Here is a 19132-nt window from a genome sequence, read left to right as displayed (position 1 = left end):
TCCTGAAAGGAGACTCATGTCTTTTTCCATAAGTGGCAAAACGGCGATTGTAACCGGCGCGGCGAACGGCATCGGCTTGGCGATCGCCCGGCAATTTGCGGATCGCGGCGCGAATGTGATGTGTGCCGACATTGACGAAAAGAGGCTGGCCGAAGAGTGGGGTGATTTGTCCGAAGATGGCAATCTGCGCTATTTTGGCGGTGATTTGCGCCAGAGGCTGACAATTGCCAATCTGGTTTCGGCGACGATTGATAGTTTTGACCGGGTCGATATTCTGGTTAATGCGTCGCGGCAGGTGCTTGAGACGAATGCCTTGGACTTTGAGGACACATCGGTTTCTGTTTTGCTGGAGCAAAACCTGATGACGGCGCTGCATCTGACACAGCAAGTTGCGAAAAGGATGATTAAGCAGGGGGTTGACCAGCCAGAAGGTCAATGTGGATCGATCATCAACCTGAGTTCGATCACCGCGCGCACCACGCGCCCGGAGTTGATGGGCTATTCAATCGCCTCTGCCGCACTTGAACAGATGACCCGCTCCATGGCGCTTGTTCTGGCGCCTGAGCGTATTCGCGTGAACGCCATCGCCTTTGGTTCGGTGATGAGTGCATCGCTTAAGACATCAATGAGTGAGCATAGTGAGTGGCGCGATGAAATTCGCAGCCAAACACCGCTGGCACGTATTGCGGGTCCGGCCGAGTTGTCAGATGCCGTTCAGTTTCTTGCGGCGGAGAGTTCCAGCTTCATGACCGGGGAAATCATGACGGTCGACGGCGGGCGTAGTCTGCTGGATGCTGTTGCGGCGCCGGCGCACTGACAATTGCGCTTGGATTAGCGCGGCAAAGCAGTTTAGAGATAGTGTCAGGACAAACTGACACATTAGGCTGCACCATGACCACAGACTTTGATACAGAAAAAACACGCGCCTCCGCGTGGTTCCGTGAATTACGCGATCAGATCGTGGCAGCTTTTGAAGAGCTCGAGAGTGATCACGCGCATGGTCCGCTCAGCGATGGAGAGGCGGCCGTTTTTGATGTCAGCGAGACCAAACGCCAGAGCGATGATGGCTCTGACGCCGGTGGTGGTTTGATGAGCGTGATGCGCGGCGGTCGTGTGTTCGAGAAGGTCGGTGTGAATATTTCCACCGTCTACGGCACCCTCGGCACCCGCGCGCAATCCGCGATGGCGGCGCGTAAGGGCATTCCGGGCATGAAGGATGACCCGCGGTTCTGGGCCTCCGGGATCAGCCTTGTCGCCCATATGCAAAACCCGCATGTGCCTGCGGTTCATATGAACACGCGGATGTTCTGGACGCCGCATGCGTGGTGGTTCGGTGGCGGGTCCGATCTGAACCCTTGCATCGAATACGACGAGGACACCGCCCATTTTCACGCCCAGCAACAGGAAAAACTGGACCCACATGGAACAGACTTCTACCCGCGGCTAAAAGAATGGGCGGATGAATATTTCTATATCCCGCATCGCAATCGGGCACGCGGCGTGGGTGGGATATTCATGGATGATCACTGCACGAACGATTGGGAACAGGATTTTTCCCTGACGCAGGACATCGGGCGCGCGTTCCTACCCGCTTATGTGCCATTGGTGCGCAAGCGCCGGGCGCACGACTGGACCGAGGCAGACAAAGACGCGCAACTGGTGCATCGCGGGCTCTATGCCGAATACAACCTCGTCTATGATCGCGGCACCAAGTTCGGTCTGGAGACAGGCCACGACGCAAACGCCGTGTTGATGAGCCTGCCGCCTTTGGCGAAGTGGATTTAGCGGGTCGGCAGGCGACGCGCTATTTCAGCATCCATGTGTTCTTTTTGGGCTTTCCATTGTCGTAGATGCGCAGTTCTTTTGCGCTGACGCGTTCTACGCTCCAGCACTTTTGCCCCCAGTCGCCTTTTTCGCACCACTGGTCGCCTTTCACAAAGAATTCGCCGGTGTATTTGTCCTTGCCACCCCAAATACCGTTGTATTTACCGGTCTTCTTTTGGGTTGCCTTGCTATAGGCTTGGACCCAAGGCGTTTTGTTATCCTGATTTGATACACCGGACATTTGGCTTCCTGGTATCGTGGCCAAAAGTTCACCTTGGGTCATGAACGTTTGTGCATGAACGGCACTGGACGCACATAACGCAATGCCAACGGCGATCGCCGTTGCGCAGAATCTGGAGGAGATGAATGAGCGCGTATATTGTTCGAAAGATGAGTAAATCATGAAGTATCCTGATCGTTTTTAGCTAAGGGTCTTTTTATAGAAAACGGCGGACGGCATTGCCCGCAGAGATGCGTAGCATGCGCAACCTCTTGAGAAAAATCAAATACTACATATCGCTTTGTGGCAAAATGGAATGCGGTCGAGACCTGCGTGCCGAAGGTTTTGTTCTCAACGCCACTCGAAAAACTTGGGCCCGGCACGGTCCAGAAGTTCCTGCGCAAGTATGCGCCCCATTTCTGCGCCGTCCGCAATTGGGCCGCTGCGTTCGCCCGCCAGAGACTCCGATCCGTCTGGCCGCAGCACTTCACCGCGCAGCCGCAGCTGATCACCATCAAGTTCAGCCAAGCCCGCGATGGGCGTTTCACATGACCCGTCAAGCGTCAGCAGGAAGCTACGCTCCGCCGTCAGACGCTGGCCGGTTTCAATGTGATGGATTGCACTTAGTAAATCAGCGGTGTTCTGATCCGCCATCCGGCGTTCGATGCCAATGGCCCCCTGTGCAACGGCAGGCAGCATTTCATCCGCCTCAATCGGCGTTGCTGGCACCTCGTCCATTTTCAGCCGGTTCAGGCCAGCAGAGGCCAGAAAGGTACATTCCGCCACCCCATCGGCCAGCTTTTTCAGCCGCGTCTGCACATTGCCGCGAAATTCGACCACATTCAGGTCGGGGCGACGGTTGAGCAGCTGTGCCTTGCGCCGCAGACTTGAGGTGCCAACCACCGCGCCCTGCGCCAGATCAGCGATACCGCTCAGTGTGGGGGATACAAACGCATCACGCACGTCTTCACGCGGCAGATAGGTGTCAAGGACCAGCCCGTCCGGTTGCAGCGTCGGCATGTCCTTCATCGAATGCACCGCGATGTCAATTTTTTCTGACAGCAGATCTTCTTCGATTTCACGGGTGAAAAGACCCTTGCCACCGATGTCTTTCAGCGCGCGATCCTGAATCATGTCACCGGTGACTTTGATCACGACGATGGAGAAGGCATCCTCAGGTAAATCAAAGGCTTGCATCAGGCGCGCACGAGTTTCAAACGCCTGAGCCATCGCCAAGGGCGAGCCACGGGTGCCGATTTTGAGGGGCGAGTCGGGGGAAGGAAGCTTTACTGTCATGATCACCTCTTTAAGCGCGTCAATTTATCCTGACAACCCGTCTGTGACTTGACAATACCGGCTGAGACGAAGACCAACGTTTTGAGTTACGAAGAGGACGATCATGGCTGCGGCAAAAACCATCCTGCGCTCTTTGGCAGGCGAAACACTTCCCACCCCTCCAATCTGGATGATGCGTCAGGCAGGACGATATCTGCCCGAATACAAAGCGACGCGCGCGCAGGCCGGTGATTTCCTGTCGCTATGTTACAATCCGGAATTGGCCGCCGAGGTGACGTTGCAGCCGATCCGCCGCTACGGGTTCGATGCGGCCATTCTGTTTGCCGACATCCTGCTGTTGCCGCAAGCTTTGGGGGCGGATTTGTGGTTTGTCACGGGCGAGGGGCCGAGGTTGTCCACCATCACAACACAGGCGGATTTTGACAAGCTCAAGCCCGTGGGCGAGATCGACGCGGTTCTGAACCCGATCTACGAAACCGTGCGTATTCTGCGCCAGGAGCTGCCACAGGAAACGACGCTGATCGGTTTTGCCGGGGCACCCTGGACGGTGGCGACCTATATGATTGCCGGGCGCGGCACGCCCGATCAGGCACCTGCGCATGCGCTGAAAGACGAAAACCGGGAATTGTTCGAGGCACTTCTGGCGCGGATCACACAAGGCACCATCGAATATCTGTCCAAACAGATTGAGGCCGGGGTAGAGGTGGTCAAGATTTTTGACAGTTGGGCCGGGTCGCTGAAGGGCGCGGATTTCCAGAAATACGCGTTGGAACCTGCGCGCGAGATCACCGCCGCGATCAAGGCGCGCCATCCGGATACTCCGGTCATTGGCTTCCCGCGTGAGGCAGGGGATGGCTACATCGGATTCGCAAAAGCCACTGGCGTGGATTGCGTCGCCCTCGATAATTCGATCAGCGCGGACTGGGCGGCGGCCAATGTGCAGGTCGATGGCTGCGTGCAGGGTAATCTGGCGTCAAGCCATATGGTGACGGGCGGGCAGGCCCTGATTGATGAGACGCGCGCAATCGTAAAGGCGTTTTCAGGCGGGCCGCATATCTTTAACCTCGGTCACGGCATCACGCCGGATGCAGACCCGGATAATGTGCAGCGCATGATTGACGCGGTTCGCGGGCAGTAAACGCGGATTGTGCCTTGACGGTCAGAGCGGGCTGGAATAACTGACGCTTCGATGGCGTTATAGCTCAGTTGGTTAGAGCGAACGACTCATAATCGTTAGGTCCCTGGTTCAAGTCCAGGTAACGCCACCATTCCACTTTTTCGCTTACCCTCTTTGAGGCCGGACCGGCCGATGAGTTCACAAACATGGGTGACAAGCTTTTCCATCTGCCTTAGCGTTTTAAGCAGGCGGTCAGGCCAGTTGCGTGACCATACCAAACAGTTGCTCGGGGGGAGAACAGATATGATGATTTCACGTAAGCGGTTTTTGAACTTGGTCGCCGCCGCCGCTTTATCCTTGGGCTTTGGTGGTGCTGCATCGGCTCAGGAAGTGACACTGACCCTGCATCAGTTTTTGCCACCGCAGGCCAATGTGCCTAAGCTGATCCTCGATGTCTGGGCGGATAACGTCGAAGAGGCAAGCGAGGGCCGGATCAAGATCGACCGCTTTCCATCCATGCAGCTTGGCGGTCGTCCACCGGAATTGATGGATCAGGCGATTGATGGTGTTGCCGATGTGGTCTGGACGGTCGTGGGCTATACGCCGGGCCGGTTTCCGCAGACCGAAGTGTTTGAACTGCCCTTCATGATGACCAACGCCCGTGCGGCGTCCCGTGCCTATTGGGAAATGTTCGAAACCCATATGAAGGACACGGATTTTCAGGACGTGGAAATCCTGGGGACATGGGTTCACGGGCCGGGCATCATCCATTCCAACAGAGAAGTGCGCACGCCCGCCGATATGGAAGGGATGAAAATCCGTGGCGGCTCGCGGCTAGTGAATTCTCTTCTGGAAAAGGTCGGGGCCGCGCCGGTGGGCATGCCCGTGCCTGCGGTACCTGAGGGGCTGTCCAAAGGTGTCATCGACGGCACCACAATCCCTTGGGAAGTGACCACAGCCCTGAAAATCCCTGAACTGGTGGACAATCACACCGAATTCACCGGCAACGCGCTGTATGTTCTGACCTTTGTGCTGGCCATGAATAAAGACCGCTATGACAGCCTGCCGGATGATCTGCGTCAGATCATTGATGATAATTCCGGGCTGGAATTCTCGGTCTTTGCGGGTGGTGTCATGGAAGACAATGACGCACCCGCACGCCAATTGGCAGCGGACAGGGGCAACACAATCGTGACCCTGACCGCAGACGAGGCACAGGAATGGCGCGATGTTGCGGCACCCATCTATGACGAGTGGGTCGCGGAAATGTCCGAAAAGGGCATTGATGGTCAGGCGTTGATCGACGAGGCGCGGATGCTGATTGATCAATACACCGAATAACCCCGTTTACGTGATTGTGAACATGCCCGCCCCAAAACGCCCCCGGTGGGGCAGATCATGATGCATCAGGCTGTGAAACTGCTCGCCCGGAGCACCGCGATCATCGGGGGCTTTGTTCTGGTGGCGCTGATCATGTTGACCACAGTGTCGATTGTTGGCCGGTCGCTTGGCGATTTCTTGCATACGGATTTTGCATCCCGTGCCTTGGGCGCGTTTTCTCGTACTTTGCTCGACCTTGGTGTGGGGGAAGTCAAAGGCAGTTACGAGTTGCTGGAGGCCGGGGTCGCCTTTGCGATATTTTCGTTCTTTCCGATCTGTCAGTTGTACAGCGGCCACGCCACCGTCGATGTGTTCACGTCAAACCTGCCGCAGGCCGTGACGCGCTATGTGATGGCGTTCTGGGAGGTTATTCTGACCGCATGCCTGATCCTGATCAGCGTGCAGCTTTTTGGTGGACTGCAAAGGTACTTCGGCAATGGTGAAACGACGCTGTTTTTGCAATTTCCCCTGTGGTGGGCCTATGCGGCCAGCTTTGTCGCCTCGGTCGTAACCTGCATCGTGGCGGTCTATTGTGCGATCATGCGTGTGTATGAAAGCGTGACGGGCCGCAGCCTGTTGCCGCAGGCATAACCCTTCATGACAACGTTGCTTGACCTTTTACCCTTTGCCCAGATGGACAGGCTCGAGCTTGGCTTTTGGTCTTTTCTGGTGCTGCTGGTCATGGTGTTTTTGCGCGCGCCGATTGGGCTGGCGATGCTGCTCTGTGGGTTTGGGGGCTGGTATTACGCGATGAATGGCAACCCGGTGCCGTTGCTTGCAAAGCTCAAATCCGAGACCTATACCACGTTTTCGAATTACTCCCTGACGATCATCCCGCTGTTTTTGCTGATGGGGCAGTTTGCAACGCTTTCGGGTCTGTCCAAGGCCCTTTTCAAGGCGGCGGAAAGCTTTCTGGGCCATCGGCGGGGCGGTGTTGCCATGGCGGCGGTTGGGGCTTGCGCGGGCTTTGGTGCGATTTGCGGATCGTCTTTGGCGACGGCGGCCACAATGTCCAAGGTCGCCTTGCCCGAATTGCGCCGCTACGGCTATTCCGGCGGGTTTTCCACGGCGACCCTTGCTGCTGGCGGGACGCTTGGCATTCTGATCCCACCGTCAGTTATTCTGGTGATCTATGCGATCATCACCGAGCAGAACATCGCAAAGCTGTTTCTTGCGGCGTTCATTCCAGGCATTCTCGCGGCGCTGGGGTATATGCTCACCATCTCACTATATGTGCGCCTTTACCCCGATGCAGCCGGCACGCGCGCGCCTGTGCCCATGGGCGATCGTTGGCGCGCTTTGGGGGCGACATGGCCTGTGCTGGCCATTTTTGGCGTGGTCGTCGGGGGCATATATCTGGGCTGGTTTACCCCGACCGAGGGGGCCGCGATCGGTGCGGCAGGTACAGGGCTGATTGCCGTGGTGTCGCGCAGCCTGACTTGGCAGACGTTCAAGGAATGTCTCTTGGGGACGGGCCGCACGACCGCGATGATCTTTTTCATCGTGTTGGGAGCCAGTTTTTATAATGGATTTCTGGCGCTCTCCGGCGTGCCGCAGTTCATGGCAGACTGGGTGCTGGCGCAGGACTATAGCCCGTGGTTTGTCCTGTCGATCATCCTGCTCTTCTACCTCGTGTTCGGCTGCCTGATGGACAGCCTATCGATGATCCTGCTGACCGTTCCGATCTTTTTCCCTGTGATCTCGGCGATGGATTTTGGGATGTCGCCGGAACATGTGGCCATCTGGTTCGGTATCCTCGTTTTGATTGTGGTTGAAGTGGGCCTGATCACGCCGCCTGTTGGCATGAACCTTTTCATCATAAATGCGATGGATCGTGAGACGCCGATTACACAAACATACAAAGCCGTATTGTTCTTTGTCGGCTCTGATATCGTGCGGGTTGCGGTGCTGGTCGCGTTCCCAGCGATTACGCTGTTTCTAATTCCCGTTTAAAGTGTAATAGTTCGCCCAAAAAGGGAGATGACTGTGGAATTGTTGCCGGAACAACTTGCGATGGGCGACAGTTAGTGCAGGATGCTCCCGGTGGCGTTTGCAGGGTCTTGGGAGGGATTCGAGTTGCATACGGTTACGCGTGTCACAGATATGACGGCCACTTGCCGCTGGGAGGCAAGGCAAGAGGCAATCGTGGCGCGTAATCTTGCGGCCAGCAAACGAATATGCGCCGTTATGGTACTGACGGGCCTGAGTGCCAGACCCGTCGGTGCCAGCTTAAAATGCGTATTTTCTGCGGAGCCACCTTAACCCCTGTGTCTAACCTGCCTAATTTGGAGCAATGCCGTGCTTAATTCCTCTCACGACATTCCGATGCCACCGCATGTCTATGTACCGGGTTTCAGTCCGCGGCATCACGACGACTGGTTCGACCCGATCAAGCGCTCGGTCACGCCGCATGTTCCAGTCGGGGAGTTGCACAAGACACCCGCATTTATTGCCGGGCGGCTGTATTATGACGCCGGGTATTTCTGGGAGTCCCATGAAGTGTTGGAGGCGGTCTGGATCCAGACTAAAGATCCAAGCCCCGAACGTGACATGGTGCTGGCCCTCATTCAACTCGCCAATGCGCGCCTCAAGGTGCTGATGCTGCAACCGCGCGCTGCATGGCGTTTGTGTGATATGGTGGATACGCATTTATCCCGCTGCCCGACGGATAGTAAGGTGTTGGGGCTGAATGTGGCGGATATGGTCTCCCTCGTCAGTGAGGCACGGCTCATCGCAAAGCACGCAATGAAATAGGACAACTGCGGCGCAAAATACGCTTAGGGTCTTCGGACCACTTAGATCAGCCTACCATGCGCGTAGATCGTGGCAAAAGCAGTCGAACCCCATATGGTCGATGGGCGCGCAGTTTCGGGCGCGGTGAGGCCGGAAAACGCCATGACTAAGGCGGCGGCACCGGTCCGAAGCTAGAGAACGGCGGCCAGTTCGACGACAATGATCAACCGCAACGCCAGAAGCTTAAAGCGTCATGCGAAAAACCTGAATCACGCGACGTTGCCTGAAATCGGAGATTTCAACGCGTTACGTGATACTTGGTGTTCCAGGTATTTCGTCAGACGCTTTAAAACGGCAATTGGAAGACGGGCAATTGCAGCGAATTGGTCGGGGAACTCTGCGCCCATGCCTGTCAGGCTCATGATTTCGGCGGCCTAGGTTTCAGTCCCGGATGGGTTCATCAGGGGGTCGCGCGTACCGAGTGTCCGCCAGCTTGCGATTGAGCCTGTTGCACATCTCCTGCGCCGTCACGCGATCAATAGGAAAGGGGCCACGCCTGTGGCGCGGCCCCTCCCCGCAGTTAAATGTTTGGTTTACGTCCAGGCCATCTGTTCCGGGCGGATTTCGAATGAGATGTGGTGCTCGCCGCCCACCAGACCTTCTCTGGTGTGGTTATAAAGCGACCGCCAATATGGCTGGATCGTTACACCTTCGTCCTGAACGATCGCCTGACCCTTCATCATGAGAGCGCGGCGGGCTTCCAGATCGGGTGTGGCAAGTGCCTTGGTCAGGATGGCGTCAAATTCATCGTTCGCCCAGCCGAATTCGTTCCATGCCTCTCCGGACCGATACGCAAGTGCCCAAATCTGGACGCCAAGGGGCCGGTGGTTCCAGTTGGTCGAGGAGAACGGATACTTCGTCCAGTCGTTCCAGAATGTCGAACCGGGCAGGATTGTCCGCTTCACACTGATACCGGCATCGCGCAGCTGGGCTGCAACGGCGTCTGTTGTATCCTTGCGCCAGGCATCGTCGATCGAGAACAGTTCATGCTCGAAATCTCCCATGCCCGCCTCGTCCATCAGGGCTTTGGCTGCGGCCGGATCATATTTGCGCGGGGGCAATTCTGCATATTCCGGGTGCATCGGGCCAACGTGGTGATTTTCGGCAACTTCACCACGACCTGCCGCGCCCAGTTCAAGCAGAATTGCGTTGTCGACGGCCATCGAAATGGCCTGACGGACGCGTTTGTCCTCGTAGGGCTTGATGCCGTCGACCTCGGCCAATTGGTTGGGACGGATCACGATCGTCGCACCTGTCACAACTGCGTTGTTTTGCCAGCCATCCAGAGTGTCAAAGACGTCAATGAAATCACCTTCAATAGAATAGGTCATGTCGATCTCTTCGGCCTCTGCCGCCGCCACGAACGCGGAGGGATCTGTGCCGTAGTCGATATACTCAACCCGGTCCAGCCAGGCACCATTGCCTGCGTTCCACCACGTGTGACCTTCGTTGCGCACAAGCACGGCTTTCACGCCGACTTCTAGCGATTCAGGCAGGTAAGGCCCGGTACCAATCGGATTGTCGAGCATCGTTTCCGCGGAAAAACCCTCCGGAATAATCGCCGCGGGATAGTCGGCCATGCCGGGGATCAGCGAGATGTCCGCTGTTGGCAGATTGAGGCGCACGGTGTGGCTGTCCACGACCTCGACTGCGCCGTCGATGGCCTTTTCCGTATTTGGGTCAATCAGGGTTGCAAAGCGGCCAGCCATGGAATTGCCCTCGAGGCTTTTGTCGCACCATCCGATGATGTTGCGTGCCACGTCTTCCGCAGTGAAATCGCTGCCGTCGTTCCATTTGACGCCCTGTCGTACGTTCAGGGTGTAAACAGTCGCGTCGTCGTTGATCTCCCAGCTTTCGAGCAGCTTGCCTGTAAAGGTGCCATCGTTTTCGTAGTGAACGAGATACTCAAGCCAGCCACGGCTGAAGTTTGCGATCTGGCTCCAGTCATAGGTGCGGGGATCTTTCAGCGCGCGCACTTCCTGCTGAATGCGGACTGTGCCACCCATCGTATGTGCGGCGGCATGGGCCTTGGGTGCGCTCAGGCCAAGCATCGCATAGGCGGTCGCGGATGTAGCACCGAAAGCGCTCGCCAGCGCCAAAAATTCCCGGCGGCTCACGGCGTCGTTTCCGGACTTCGCAGCGGAGTCCAGTACGGACCGCGGCAATGGTTTGCCGGTGCTTGTGAAAAATGTCATGTTCTTCCTCTCTGTTGGAACACGCGCGAGTGGCGTGCAGTTGCCGATGTTTCATTCGGCAGAGTGATGCAGTTGATCTGCTTTTCTTTAGCCGCCGAACGGGCGACGTGGGCCTAGTCAAACACGCTCACGCGTGGCGTCAAGCCCATCTTCGGGTTACCGTGCCGCATAAAGGTCCAATTGTGTCTCCGCCACTCTCATATCCTGTTACTCTGGGCGATGCGGGGCCGCCGATTGACCCGCGTACAATGAACCGGCAATTCAATACCATGAATTGAATCTGTCGCTAAGCCGCAGCAACAACGACGCTTTTTCTGCTATCCGCGTCGCACTGCAATCTTCTTGCGACATGCTGGTACGTGCGTTGCGGCCAATCTTCAGAAACTACGTGGTTCGGTCGCATTTTAAGGCCGCCCCGAGCGCTCGTTTTAGGCCATTTTCCGTTCGAAGATGGTGGGGTTTTTCCGGTCAGGTGGTGCGCGTTACGCGATTGCGCACTGACCAGCGACGACGCGGTGAAAATGCAGGTCGAGGATAACGGCGAGATAGAGCCGCCTTTACCTCTTTGGTCACATGTGGGCGGTCATAGTTTTCCACGCGATGTTCGGTGTTCCAGACGTCGAGGTCACAGGTTTGGTGCCTTCTGCGTCGCGCGCAGTGGTAACAATGCGTTGCGCGTGGCCACCATTTCGGCGGTACTTGAAGCGTTACAAAGGCGCAGTTGGTCGATGGGTGTCACGTCTACATAGGCCGGGTCGTGACCCAATGCACGCGCCGGGCTCAATGTGATTGAGGCAAGCCAGTCGCCCATGGGCGGGTCAAGATGTGCGGCCAGACATGCCAGATGCAAGGCCGCGCGCGGGTCGTGCTGGCCAACAGGGCAAAAGGCATCAGCCACATTATCCGAGGCGATGACGATTGGTACGCCCGCGTCGTGCAACTCACGCAGGCAGGTCAGACCGCGCTGGTTTGGCGTGCCATCGCGGCGGCCCTGCAGGTACAGGTTGGTCGTTGGCAACGCGCAGATTGCGATCTTTGCACGCAACAGCTTGTCGAATATCCGATCCCGCGTCGAGGCATCATGGTCGATCAGGCTGACCGCATGCCCGCATAGAATTGGCCCTTCAAAGCCGCTTGCCAATGCAGCGTCACATATCGCTTCAAGCCCATTGTAGGACCCCAGTCCTTCATCAACATGGAAATCCAACGCGAGGCCAAAGTGATTTGCGGCTGCAAAGATGTTCGCAAGGCCCTCGCTCACATCACTCTGGTCGTGATCCAAAATAAAGGCTCCAAGGACGCCGGCGCTGTGCTTTGCAATGTGATGTGCCACAGCAAAACAAAAGTCGCGATCCGCCAGTTGCGAGATACTGGTAAGTGCTGCCATCTGGATTTTCATTGCCGGAAAATCACGCGAGACTTCTTGCAGAACGGACCACGCCAGCGGCGGTGCTGCATCCGTGCCCCAATCAATATGGCTGCGTACCAGCGTGCACCCGGCTGCATCTAATTCGTGCAGTCCACGTCCCATACGGTGCCGTAAGTCGGGCGCAGTCCAATGCTGTTTATCAACTGCCTGTGCTGCGATGGCAGCGGCAAGGTCGCCGCCGATACCTTGCATACGGTTGATGCTGTGACACTTATCCAGATGGCAATGGGCTTCTACCAAAGCGGGGATCAGGATGCGCGGGCTTTGTGAGTGCGCAACTGTGGTCAAGCCAACAGCTCTGCCATTTTTGACAATCAGATCGCCCCGCAGGTAATCGCCTTCTGTGCGGCCGCCAAATCTGCCGGGCGCGTGCACCATAGACAGCGGCACGAGGATATCACGCAACACAGTCTTGTTGTGTCGCCCAGAAGTGCCTGTCGCCCGGGCCTCAAGATTTTGCTTGGCATTACCTACTGTCCTGATCAAAGGAAAACATCGGGCGGCCCTGAGAGATTGTAAATCTGTGCCTGAAGATGTGACGGGAGGCTGTCAAAAATCCACATTCCGCGCAAGGATGAATGCGAGGCCAGAGGGATCGGTTATCGTCGCAAACCCCTGTCTTGCCGACCTCAACGCTGATCATTGTGTCGGTCCGTGCCCGGTCTGGGTTTGAGGTTCGGGCACTGTGCAGCTGACAATTATGCCTCTGGAGAGGCTTTGTTCAGAATTTCGTTCAGCCGTTCCAGATCGCCGATCTCATTGGCGAAAATAAGCACCAGTCGCGCATTCAACGCATGGCTCTGCGTATCGCTTAACCCTTTGTGGGCCTCAAGCAAAGCGGCGTAAAAATCATCTGCAGGGAAGTTCGGGTTGGGTTTGATCGTCATGCAGAATTCCCCAGCGCTTTATTCATCGCCTTTGCTACAGCCTGCTCTGAAACGGTTCTGAAAGCCGCACAGATGTGACCGTCTGGGCGCAGCAGATAAGTGTCGTCCGTGCCGTATCGCTGTTTCAGCAGACCTGTTGGATCCTCGAAACAGGTATAGTCGCTTTGGTGCCCCACACCGATACGTGGCAGGTCGCAGACTGCGGGGATTGGTACTGGCCCGACATGCAAAAGGCAGAAGTCAGACGGGATTTTGTCGATCAGCCAGCCGGTGCCATCTGGGCTTGAAACGGGTGCATCGAGCACGGGGCTGCCGATGGGCAAATGGCTGTCGCCACTGCTGTGCAATGTGCTTTGCGACAGGACAAAGGGCAAGGAAAGGCGTCCGGAATTGATCAATGCGCGCGCAAAGGGATGCTGTGCGGCAAGCGAAAGCACCTCATCACGAAACAGCGTTTCCATAGGGCTTTTGGGTGTCATGAAATTTGTCGCACGGGCCGAGTTGAGGATATTCTCGTCGCAGGCCATCCCACGCTCCGCATCGTAGCTGTCGATCAGGTTTGCCGGTGCTTTGCCCGCGCAGACAGCGGCAAGTTTCCAACCCAGATTGTCCACATCCTGAATGCCCCCATTGCCGCCCCGTGCGCCGAAGGGGCTGACCACATGCGCGCTGTCCCCGGCAAAAACCGTCCGATTATGAACGAAACGCTCAAGCCTAGCGCAGCGAAACCGATACACGCTTTGCCAGTCCAGACGAAAGGGCGCGTCGCCGATGATGGCTTTGATGCGCGGAATAACCCGTTCTTTGGTCGCTTCGGTGTGAGGGTCCGTGTCCGGGCCCAGTTGCAGATCAATCCGGTAGATATTGTCGGGTTGTTTATGCAGCAAGGCGGATTGGCCGTTGTGAAAAGGCGGGGAAAACCAGAACCACCGCTCCGGTGTGTCGTGGGTGCCAAAGGGGCTGGTGGCCATTTCCACATCCACGATCAGAAAATTTTCCTCGAATGTCTCACCCTCAAAGGCGAGGTTCATGCGCTGGCGCGTTGCGGAGCCTGCACCGTCACAGGCCACCAGCCATTCGGCTTCGAGCCTGTAGGGGCCATTGGGCGTCTGAATGGTCAGGGTCATATAATCTTCATGGTCCGTGTGATCGACAACCTTGTTGAGAAATCGCAGATCAATCAGATCGGGAAAATCCTGAGCGCGCTCAACCAGATATTCCTCAACGTAGTATTGCTGCAAATTGATGAAGGCGGGATACTTGTGCCCCTGCTCCGGCAGCAAATCAAAGGCGTAGATTTCCGTGTCACGGTGAAACTGGCGCCCCACTTTCCAGGTCACGCCTTTTTCCAACATGCGATCCCCGACGCCGAGGCGGTCGAAAATCTCAAGTGTGCGCTTGGACCAGCAAATCGCGCGCGAGCCGAGTGAGACGACATTGTTATCATCCAGCACCACCGATTTCACGCCGCGCAATGCCAGATCAATGGCCAGTGCCAGCCCGACCGGCCCCGCGCCGATGATCACCACGGGGTGGCGCGCTTCGGCGGCGTTCAGGCCCGGCGGGGCGACATAGGGAAAGGGCGCATAGTCATACGCCATCCGTGTCTTCCTGTTTTCGCAGTTTGCGGATCGTCCAGATCAACGTGCCGCCGAAAAAGGCACCCGCAATCGCGATGACTTCGAACATGGCGATGCCGCTTGGCCATCCGCGATATACCACGGCACCGACCAGCATGGCCAACCCGGCAATGGACACCCATAGGCGGAATATCAGCTCTGATCTGGGCGGATCAAACTTGCTCATCTCGCTGTCCTTTCCAGCCCGGCGCGCAGGCGGTGGCGACGGTGAAACACCATGTGCCGTCAACCTGTCGCGCAATATAGTGCCCGTCGATGATTTCCAGCACCGAGCCGTCTTTGCGCAGGCGCCTTACATCTGTGGCATCCACAACAGCGAGGTTTTCGCCACAAGCCCGTGCAGTGAGCGCTCCGATTTCGGTATGGCTGAAACCCTCGGCATCCAGCCCGTCAAAAATCGTTCCCAACAGGGCGACCAAAGCATCCTTGTCAGCAATCGGCACAGTGGCATGTGGCAGAATAAACAGGCTGGGTTCGGCATAGCAATCGGCCACGGCATGAAAGTCCCTTGCATTCCAGGCTGAAAGATATCGGTCAAACAAGTCTTGGATTTCTGCGGTCACGTCACGCATCGTGGTTCCTTATTTCTATCAGCCGTGTAGTTGCTCCCACATTTCCAGATCGCGTTTGTCGGTCCAGATGCGCGGCGTGTCGATGTCGAGCGCTTCGTCATAGGCGCGCGCGACATTGAACGGCAGGCAGTGTTCATAGATCGCATAGTCTGCGAACTTGGGGTCGCATTCCGCGCGCACCGCGTCCCATGCTTCCTTGAGGCTGCCCCCGCGCAGGGCAACGCGGGCCGCCGGCCTGTAGGTCGAGCGGACAAAATCCTTGGTGCTGTCCAGTGCCGCATTGACCATATCGCGCCCTGCAAGTGCTGCGCCACGACCGGGGGCAATGGCCTCCAGGTCGAAATTTCGGATGGCCTCCAGCGTTCCGGGCCAATCATGAAAATGCCCGTCACCGCAATAGCAGGCCGATTGGTATTCCACGATATCGCCCGTAAACATGACGTTTTCATCCGGCACATAAATAACCGCGTCACCCGCCGTATGCGCGCGCCCGAGCTGCATGATATCCACCCGGCGATTGCCAAGATAGACGGACATGCGGTCATTGAATGTGGTGGTCGGCCATGTGAGGCCCGGAATGCTCTCGTGCCCTTCAAAAAGGCGTGGAAAGCGCTGGAATTCGCTGTCCCAGTCTTCTTTCCCGCGCTCTGCGACCATGGCGCGGGCTTTTTCCGACATGATGATTTGCGGGGCCTCAAACGCAGAGGCGCCGAGAACCCGGACCGCATGGTAATGGGTCAGCACCAGATGCGTGATCGGCTTGTCCGTGACCTCGCGCACCTTTTCGATGACCTTATGGGCAAGGCGCGGGGTGGCTTGTGCCTCGATAATCATTACGCTGTCATCACCGATGATCACGCCGGAATTCGGATCACCTTCTGCGGTAAAGGCCCAAAGGTCGCGGCCCACTTCGGTAAAGCTGATCTTCTTTTCGCTGAGGTCTGCCTGAGAGGCGAATGCTTTGGACATTGTGGTTCCTATGTCTTTTGTGCGCGCGGAAAGGTGGCCGGTTCGGTGCCGCTATCTGCAGCATTTATGCGCCAGACGCGTTGTCATGAAAAGAGCGGAGCGGGCGATATGCCAAAGCCTGACCGCCGTGCGCGTTAAAATCGACGCCCGTGTGTTTAAAATGCACGCCGTAGTCTTGTTCAGTGATCTGTGTTGCTTTGGTCTGTCTGCTTGCCTTTTTTGCGGCGCTGCAGCCATTTGAAGCCGTAGACGAAAACAACAAAAACAACGATCCAGAACAGCAGGTCCATAAGAATTGTGCTCATAAATGATCCCTGCTTTCGGCTGCTTGTTCTGTTGGTTTTCTAGACAGTTGTGGTGGACATAGGCATCGTGACCCGCCGCTTCCACTGCTGTAACCCGATAATATGCGGTAGAACGCGTATTTTCAGTATTATCGAGAGGGGTGCATTCAGTTTTTGCGCCTTCCGTTTCGCCCGGACTATAGATCTGCGCCGTATTGCGCAGTGAGCCCACATGTCGCGATAGACGCACAGGTAGTAAGGTAGAGCAACTCGCACAAGTACTTGCCTAAAATGCGATAAGCTACAGGCGCGGACGGTTGACCTGTGTCCCTGTTGGCCTTTGATGGTGCGGCGGGGAACAAGCGAGAATTGGCGTCACATGAAAGACAGTGCCAAAGGCCTGATCGTAACGACAGCGGGTGTCTTGCTGGTCGTGCCGGATGCGCTTTTTGTGCGCTTGATTGATGCTGGTGCCCTGACTATTGCGTTCTGGCGCCTGTTTTTGGCAGGTTTTTTTCTGGGGCTGGGCATATTGGCGCTGCACGGGACAGCCCCGTTCAGGGCGGTTTTGAAAACCGGGCGCTATGGGTTGATCCATATGGCGGGCGTGGGGGCGAGTGGTGTGCTTTTCATACAGGCCGTTGCGCTGACCTCTGTGGCGAATGTTGTGTTTATCATTGCCTCTCTCCCTATTTTCGCGGCGATTTACAGCCGGGTGTTTCTGGCGGAACCCATCAGTTTGCGGATGCTCCTGACGATGGCGTCGGTTTTGGTGGGGCTTGCGGTGATTGCTTTCGGGTCTGGCGAAACGGAGAATGCAAGCCTCGCCGGGGATGCCTTGGCGCTCGCGGTTTCAGCGCTTTTTGCAGCGGCCCTTACCGCCGCACGACGGGTCAAACATGTCTCGATGGTGCCGAGTGTGGCGATGGGCTATGTCGCGGCAGCACTTGTCTTGCTGCCGTTTGCCGCCCCCTTTTCCGTACCCGCCGATCAGGTTCCGCTGGTCTTGTGCCATGGCGGTTTTATTTTGGGCAGTTCGGTTCTGCTGGCAATTGGTCCACGCTATATCACCTCAGCCGAGGTCGGTCTGCTCGTTCTGTTGGAAAGCGCTTTGGCCCCCTTGCTGGCCTGGGCGGTGGTCGGAGAGAACCCCGGCCGCTATGCCATCGCAGGGGGCGCTATCGTCATTGGCGCCCTTTTGGTGTCAAACATCGCAATGCTTAGAAATCAACAGAAACACCGGGCAGATTCAGCGCCTTCATAAGGTCGCGTAATTCCTGACGGGCGGCGACATTGGAAATATTCAGCTGTTTGACGCCAATGTCCTTCAGGTCCAGCAGGGTAAGGCCGCGCGGAAAGAGTTCGCGAAAAACGACGCGTTCGGAAAAGCCGGGCGCGATCCGAAACCCGATGCGTTTGGACAGGTTGGCGATGGCGCGTTCCATCTTTTCCTTGTTGACCATGCGCTGCGCGCCCATGCGGTTGCGCACCACGATCCAGTCTATCGGGGACAACCCCGCCTGAGCGCGCAACTGCCGCGCGTTCCAGACCATTTCAGAATACACCGACGGGCCCAGTATTTTATCACCCGTTGAATCCGTGCGCGCCAGAAGATCGAAATCCACAAAGCTGTCGTTGAGAGGTGTGATGAGCGTGTCGGCCAGACTATGTGCCACCTGACTGAGCCGCGTGTGGGAGCCGGGGCAATCTATCAGGATAAAGTCATTTTCCGGCTCAAGCTCAGCAACCGCCGCTGATAGCCTGTGATCATAGATATTCTCGCCCTCTTTCAACGTTTCAGGGGCGATTTCGGGCAGATCATGCGTGTTCGGGCTGGCAAGCGAGAGGCCTGCTTTCGCCAGAAATGATGCGCGATTTTCGGTATAACGTCCAAAGGTGCGTTGACGCAGGTCCAGATCCAGTGCGCTGACCTTGTGGCCCATGCGCGCCAGAGCAGTGGCCACATGCATGGAGACGGTCGACTTTCCGGCACCGCCTTTTTCGTTCCCCACAACGATAATATGCGCCATTTGCCTGATCCTTTGCCCCGGCCGCTTACAAATGGCCTTATTGGCGGCACTATATGAGCGGAAACGCGCTTTGGAAAGGCGCGAACGGGCTTGAAACAGGCCCTAGCGTTCGAATTTCAAAGGGATTTGGGTGCGTGTCGCGAGCGCTAGTTGACCTGCTTTAGCATCACCTCAACATCGCCTGCGCCCGATAGCGGAATGGCACCTGTCGTAATCATGTCACCAAGACGGATGTCATCGCCGGAATGGCGCGCCAGATGCGCGCTGACCGTGTAGTTTTCGATGTTGCCCGCTACGTCGATCTCGAACGGCAAGGCGTCCGTGGTGGCATCAAAACCTTCAGGGATGCTGACTTGGGTTTCGGTAATGCGAATGGCATCCGCACCAACGCGAGATGTGTCCTGAACGGTCAACCTGATGTTCTGACCGCTGGGCAGGGCACCCGGATTTTCAAACTTCACAACGCCGCGTATCATGTCATCTCGCTCCGATTGTG

At 56.8% G+C, this 19132-nt stretch carries 20 protein-coding genes and 1 tRNA gene; 9 read left to right on the top strand and 12 right to left on the bottom strand.

The genetic code is table 11. The annotated features are described in order from the left end of the window. Positions 1-16: 16 nt before the first annotated feature. Together K5Q35_RS17235 and hemF are read left to right on the top strand one after the other, a co-directional pair. The gene (locus K5Q35_RS17235) at positions 17-817 is read left to right on the top strand and encodes an SDR family NAD(P)-dependent oxidoreductase (RefSeq protein WP_013963333.1); all 801 of its coding nucleotides are present in this window, start codon (positions 17-19) and stop codon (positions 815-817) included. A gap of 74 nt (positions 818-891) precedes the next feature. Continuing rightward, entirely contained in the window at positions 892-1785 is an 894-nt protein-coding gene (gene hemF, locus K5Q35_RS17230; RefSeq protein WP_220800598.1) for an oxygen-dependent coproporphyrinogen oxidase, read from the top strand. A 19-nt stretch (positions 1786-1804) separates the two neighbouring features. Here the strand turns inward: hemF and K5Q35_RS17225 are convergent, their stop codons facing one another. Beyond that, a complete protein-coding gene (locus K5Q35_RS17225) occupies positions 1805-2227 on the bottom strand; it encodes a hypothetical protein (protein ID WP_220800596.1) in 423 nt (140 codons plus the stop codon). A 168-nt stretch (positions 2228-2395) separates the two neighbouring features. After that, a complete protein-coding gene (gene hemC, locus K5Q35_RS17220) occupies positions 2396-3340 on the bottom strand; it encodes a hydroxymethylbilane synthase (RefSeq protein WP_220800594.1) in 945 nt (314 codons plus the stop codon). Positions 3341-3443: 103 nt separating this feature from the next. Between hemC and hemE the strand changes: the two genes are divergently transcribed. The 6 genes from hemE to K5Q35_RS17190 all read left to right on the top strand — a co-directional run bounded on the left by hemE (position 3444) and on the right by K5Q35_RS17190 (position 8591). Continuing rightward, positions 3444-4478: a uroporphyrinogen decarboxylase gene (gene hemE / locus K5Q35_RS17215; protein ID WP_220800593.1), complete on the top strand. Its 1035-nt coding sequence runs from the start codon at positions 3444-3446 to the stop codon at positions 4476-4478. Between the two features lie 53 nt (positions 4479-4531). Further along, positions 4532-4608 (top strand) — tRNA-Met (locus K5Q35_RS17210). 155 nt (positions 4609-4763) lie between these two features. Next, positions 4764-5798, top strand: a complete 1035-nt coding sequence (locus K5Q35_RS17205; protein ID WP_220800697.1) for a TRAP transporter substrate-binding protein — start codon at positions 4764-4766, stop codon at positions 5796-5798. 57 nt (positions 5799-5855) lie between these two features. Then, complete coding sequence (locus K5Q35_RS17200) at positions 5856-6428, top strand: TRAP transporter small permease (RefSeq protein ID WP_220800590.1); 573 nt, start codon at positions 5856-5858, stop codon at positions 6426-6428. Positions 6429-6470: 42 nt separating this feature from the next. After that, positions 6471-7790, top strand: a complete 1320-nt coding sequence (locus tag K5Q35_RS17195) for a TRAP transporter large permease (RefSeq protein ID WP_220800695.1) — start codon at positions 6471-6473, stop codon at positions 7788-7790. Positions 7791-8135: 345 nt separating this feature from the next. Next, positions 8136-8591, top strand: coding sequence for a DUF309 domain-containing protein (locus tag K5Q35_RS17190; protein WP_013963325.1), 456 nt, complete (start codon positions 8136-8138; stop codon positions 8589-8591). Between the two features lie 572 nt (positions 8592-9163). Here K5Q35_RS17190 and K5Q35_RS17185 read toward each other — a convergent pair. From K5Q35_RS17185 to K5Q35_RS22705, 8 genes are all read right to left on the bottom strand, one after another. Further along, entirely contained in the window at positions 9164-10825 is a 1662-nt protein-coding gene (locus K5Q35_RS17185; protein ID WP_013963323.1) for an ABC transporter substrate-binding protein, read from the bottom strand. A 625-nt stretch (positions 10826-11450) separates the two neighbouring features. Continuing rightward, positions 11451-12494 (bottom strand): amidohydrolase family protein, encoded by a 1044-nt coding sequence (locus K5Q35_RS17180; protein WP_259650571.1) that lies wholly within the window; start codon positions 12492-12494, stop codon positions 11451-11453. A gap of 458 nt (positions 12495-12952) precedes the next feature. Continuing rightward, positions 12953-13141, bottom strand: a complete 189-nt coding sequence (locus K5Q35_RS17175) for a DUF2783 domain-containing protein (protein ID WP_013963321.1) — start codon at positions 13139-13141, stop codon at positions 12953-12955. Beyond that, the gene (locus K5Q35_RS17170) at positions 13138-14742 is read right to left on the bottom strand and encodes an FAD-dependent oxidoreductase (RefSeq protein ID WP_220800582.1); all 1605 of its coding nucleotides are present in this window, start codon (positions 14740-14742) and stop codon (positions 13138-13140) included. Before K5Q35_RS17170 ends, K5Q35_RS17175 begins: the two co-directional genes overlap by 4 nt. Continuing rightward, complete coding sequence (locus K5Q35_RS17165; protein ID WP_044025406.1) at positions 14732-14947, bottom strand: hypothetical protein; 216 nt, start codon at positions 14945-14947, stop codon at positions 14732-14734. The genes K5Q35_RS17170 and K5Q35_RS17165 overlap by 11 nt, the downstream gene beginning before the upstream one ends. Further along, entirely contained in the window at positions 14934-15353 is a 420-nt protein-coding gene (locus K5Q35_RS17160; RefSeq protein ID WP_220800580.1) for a nuclear transport factor 2 family protein, read from the bottom strand. Before K5Q35_RS17160 ends, K5Q35_RS17165 begins: the two co-directional genes overlap by 14 nt. Before the next feature lie 18 nt (positions 15354-15371). After that, the gene (locus K5Q35_RS17155; protein ID WP_013963318.1) at positions 15372-16322 is read right to left on the bottom strand and encodes an MBL fold metallo-hydrolase; all 951 of its coding nucleotides are present in this window, start codon (positions 16320-16322) and stop codon (positions 15372-15374) included. Between the two features lie 179 nt (positions 16323-16501). Further along, positions 16502-16627, bottom strand: a complete 126-nt coding sequence (locus tag K5Q35_RS22705) for a hypothetical protein (protein ID WP_259650569.1) — start codon at positions 16625-16627, stop codon at positions 16502-16504. Between the two features lie 358 nt (positions 16628-16985). Here K5Q35_RS22705 and K5Q35_RS17150 point away from each other — a divergent pair, with 358 nt between their 5' ends. Further along, positions 16986-17870 carry a DMT family transporter gene (locus K5Q35_RS17150; RefSeq protein ID WP_220800578.1) on the top strand — a complete coding sequence of 295 codons (885 nt, stop codon included), beginning with the start codon at positions 16986-16988 and terminating at the stop codon, positions 17868-17870. Here K5Q35_RS17150 and K5Q35_RS17145 read toward each other — a convergent pair. Together K5Q35_RS17145 and K5Q35_RS17140 are read right to left on the bottom strand one after the other, a co-directional pair. Continuing rightward, positions 17827-18636: a division plane positioning ATPase MipZ gene (locus tag K5Q35_RS17145; protein ID WP_013963315.1), complete on the bottom strand. Its 810-nt coding sequence runs from the start codon at positions 18634-18636 to the stop codon at positions 17827-17829. The genes K5Q35_RS17150 and K5Q35_RS17145 overlap by 44 nt on opposite strands. Positions 18637-18782: 146 nt before the next feature. Beyond that, the gene (locus K5Q35_RS17140) at positions 18783-19112 is read right to left on the bottom strand and encodes a hypothetical protein (protein ID WP_220800576.1); all 330 of its coding nucleotides are present in this window, start codon (positions 19110-19112) and stop codon (positions 18783-18785) included. Positions 19113-19132: the final 20 nt, after the last annotated feature.

This window comes from Roseobacter sp. OBYS 0001, from assembly GCF_019654895.1.
GTDB lineage: Bacteria > Pseudomonadota > Alphaproteobacteria > Rhodobacterales > Rhodobacteraceae > Roseobacter > Roseobacter litoralis.
Note: the sequence above shows the minus strand (reverse complement) of the source record. Positions and strands in the feature narration are given on the sequence as shown.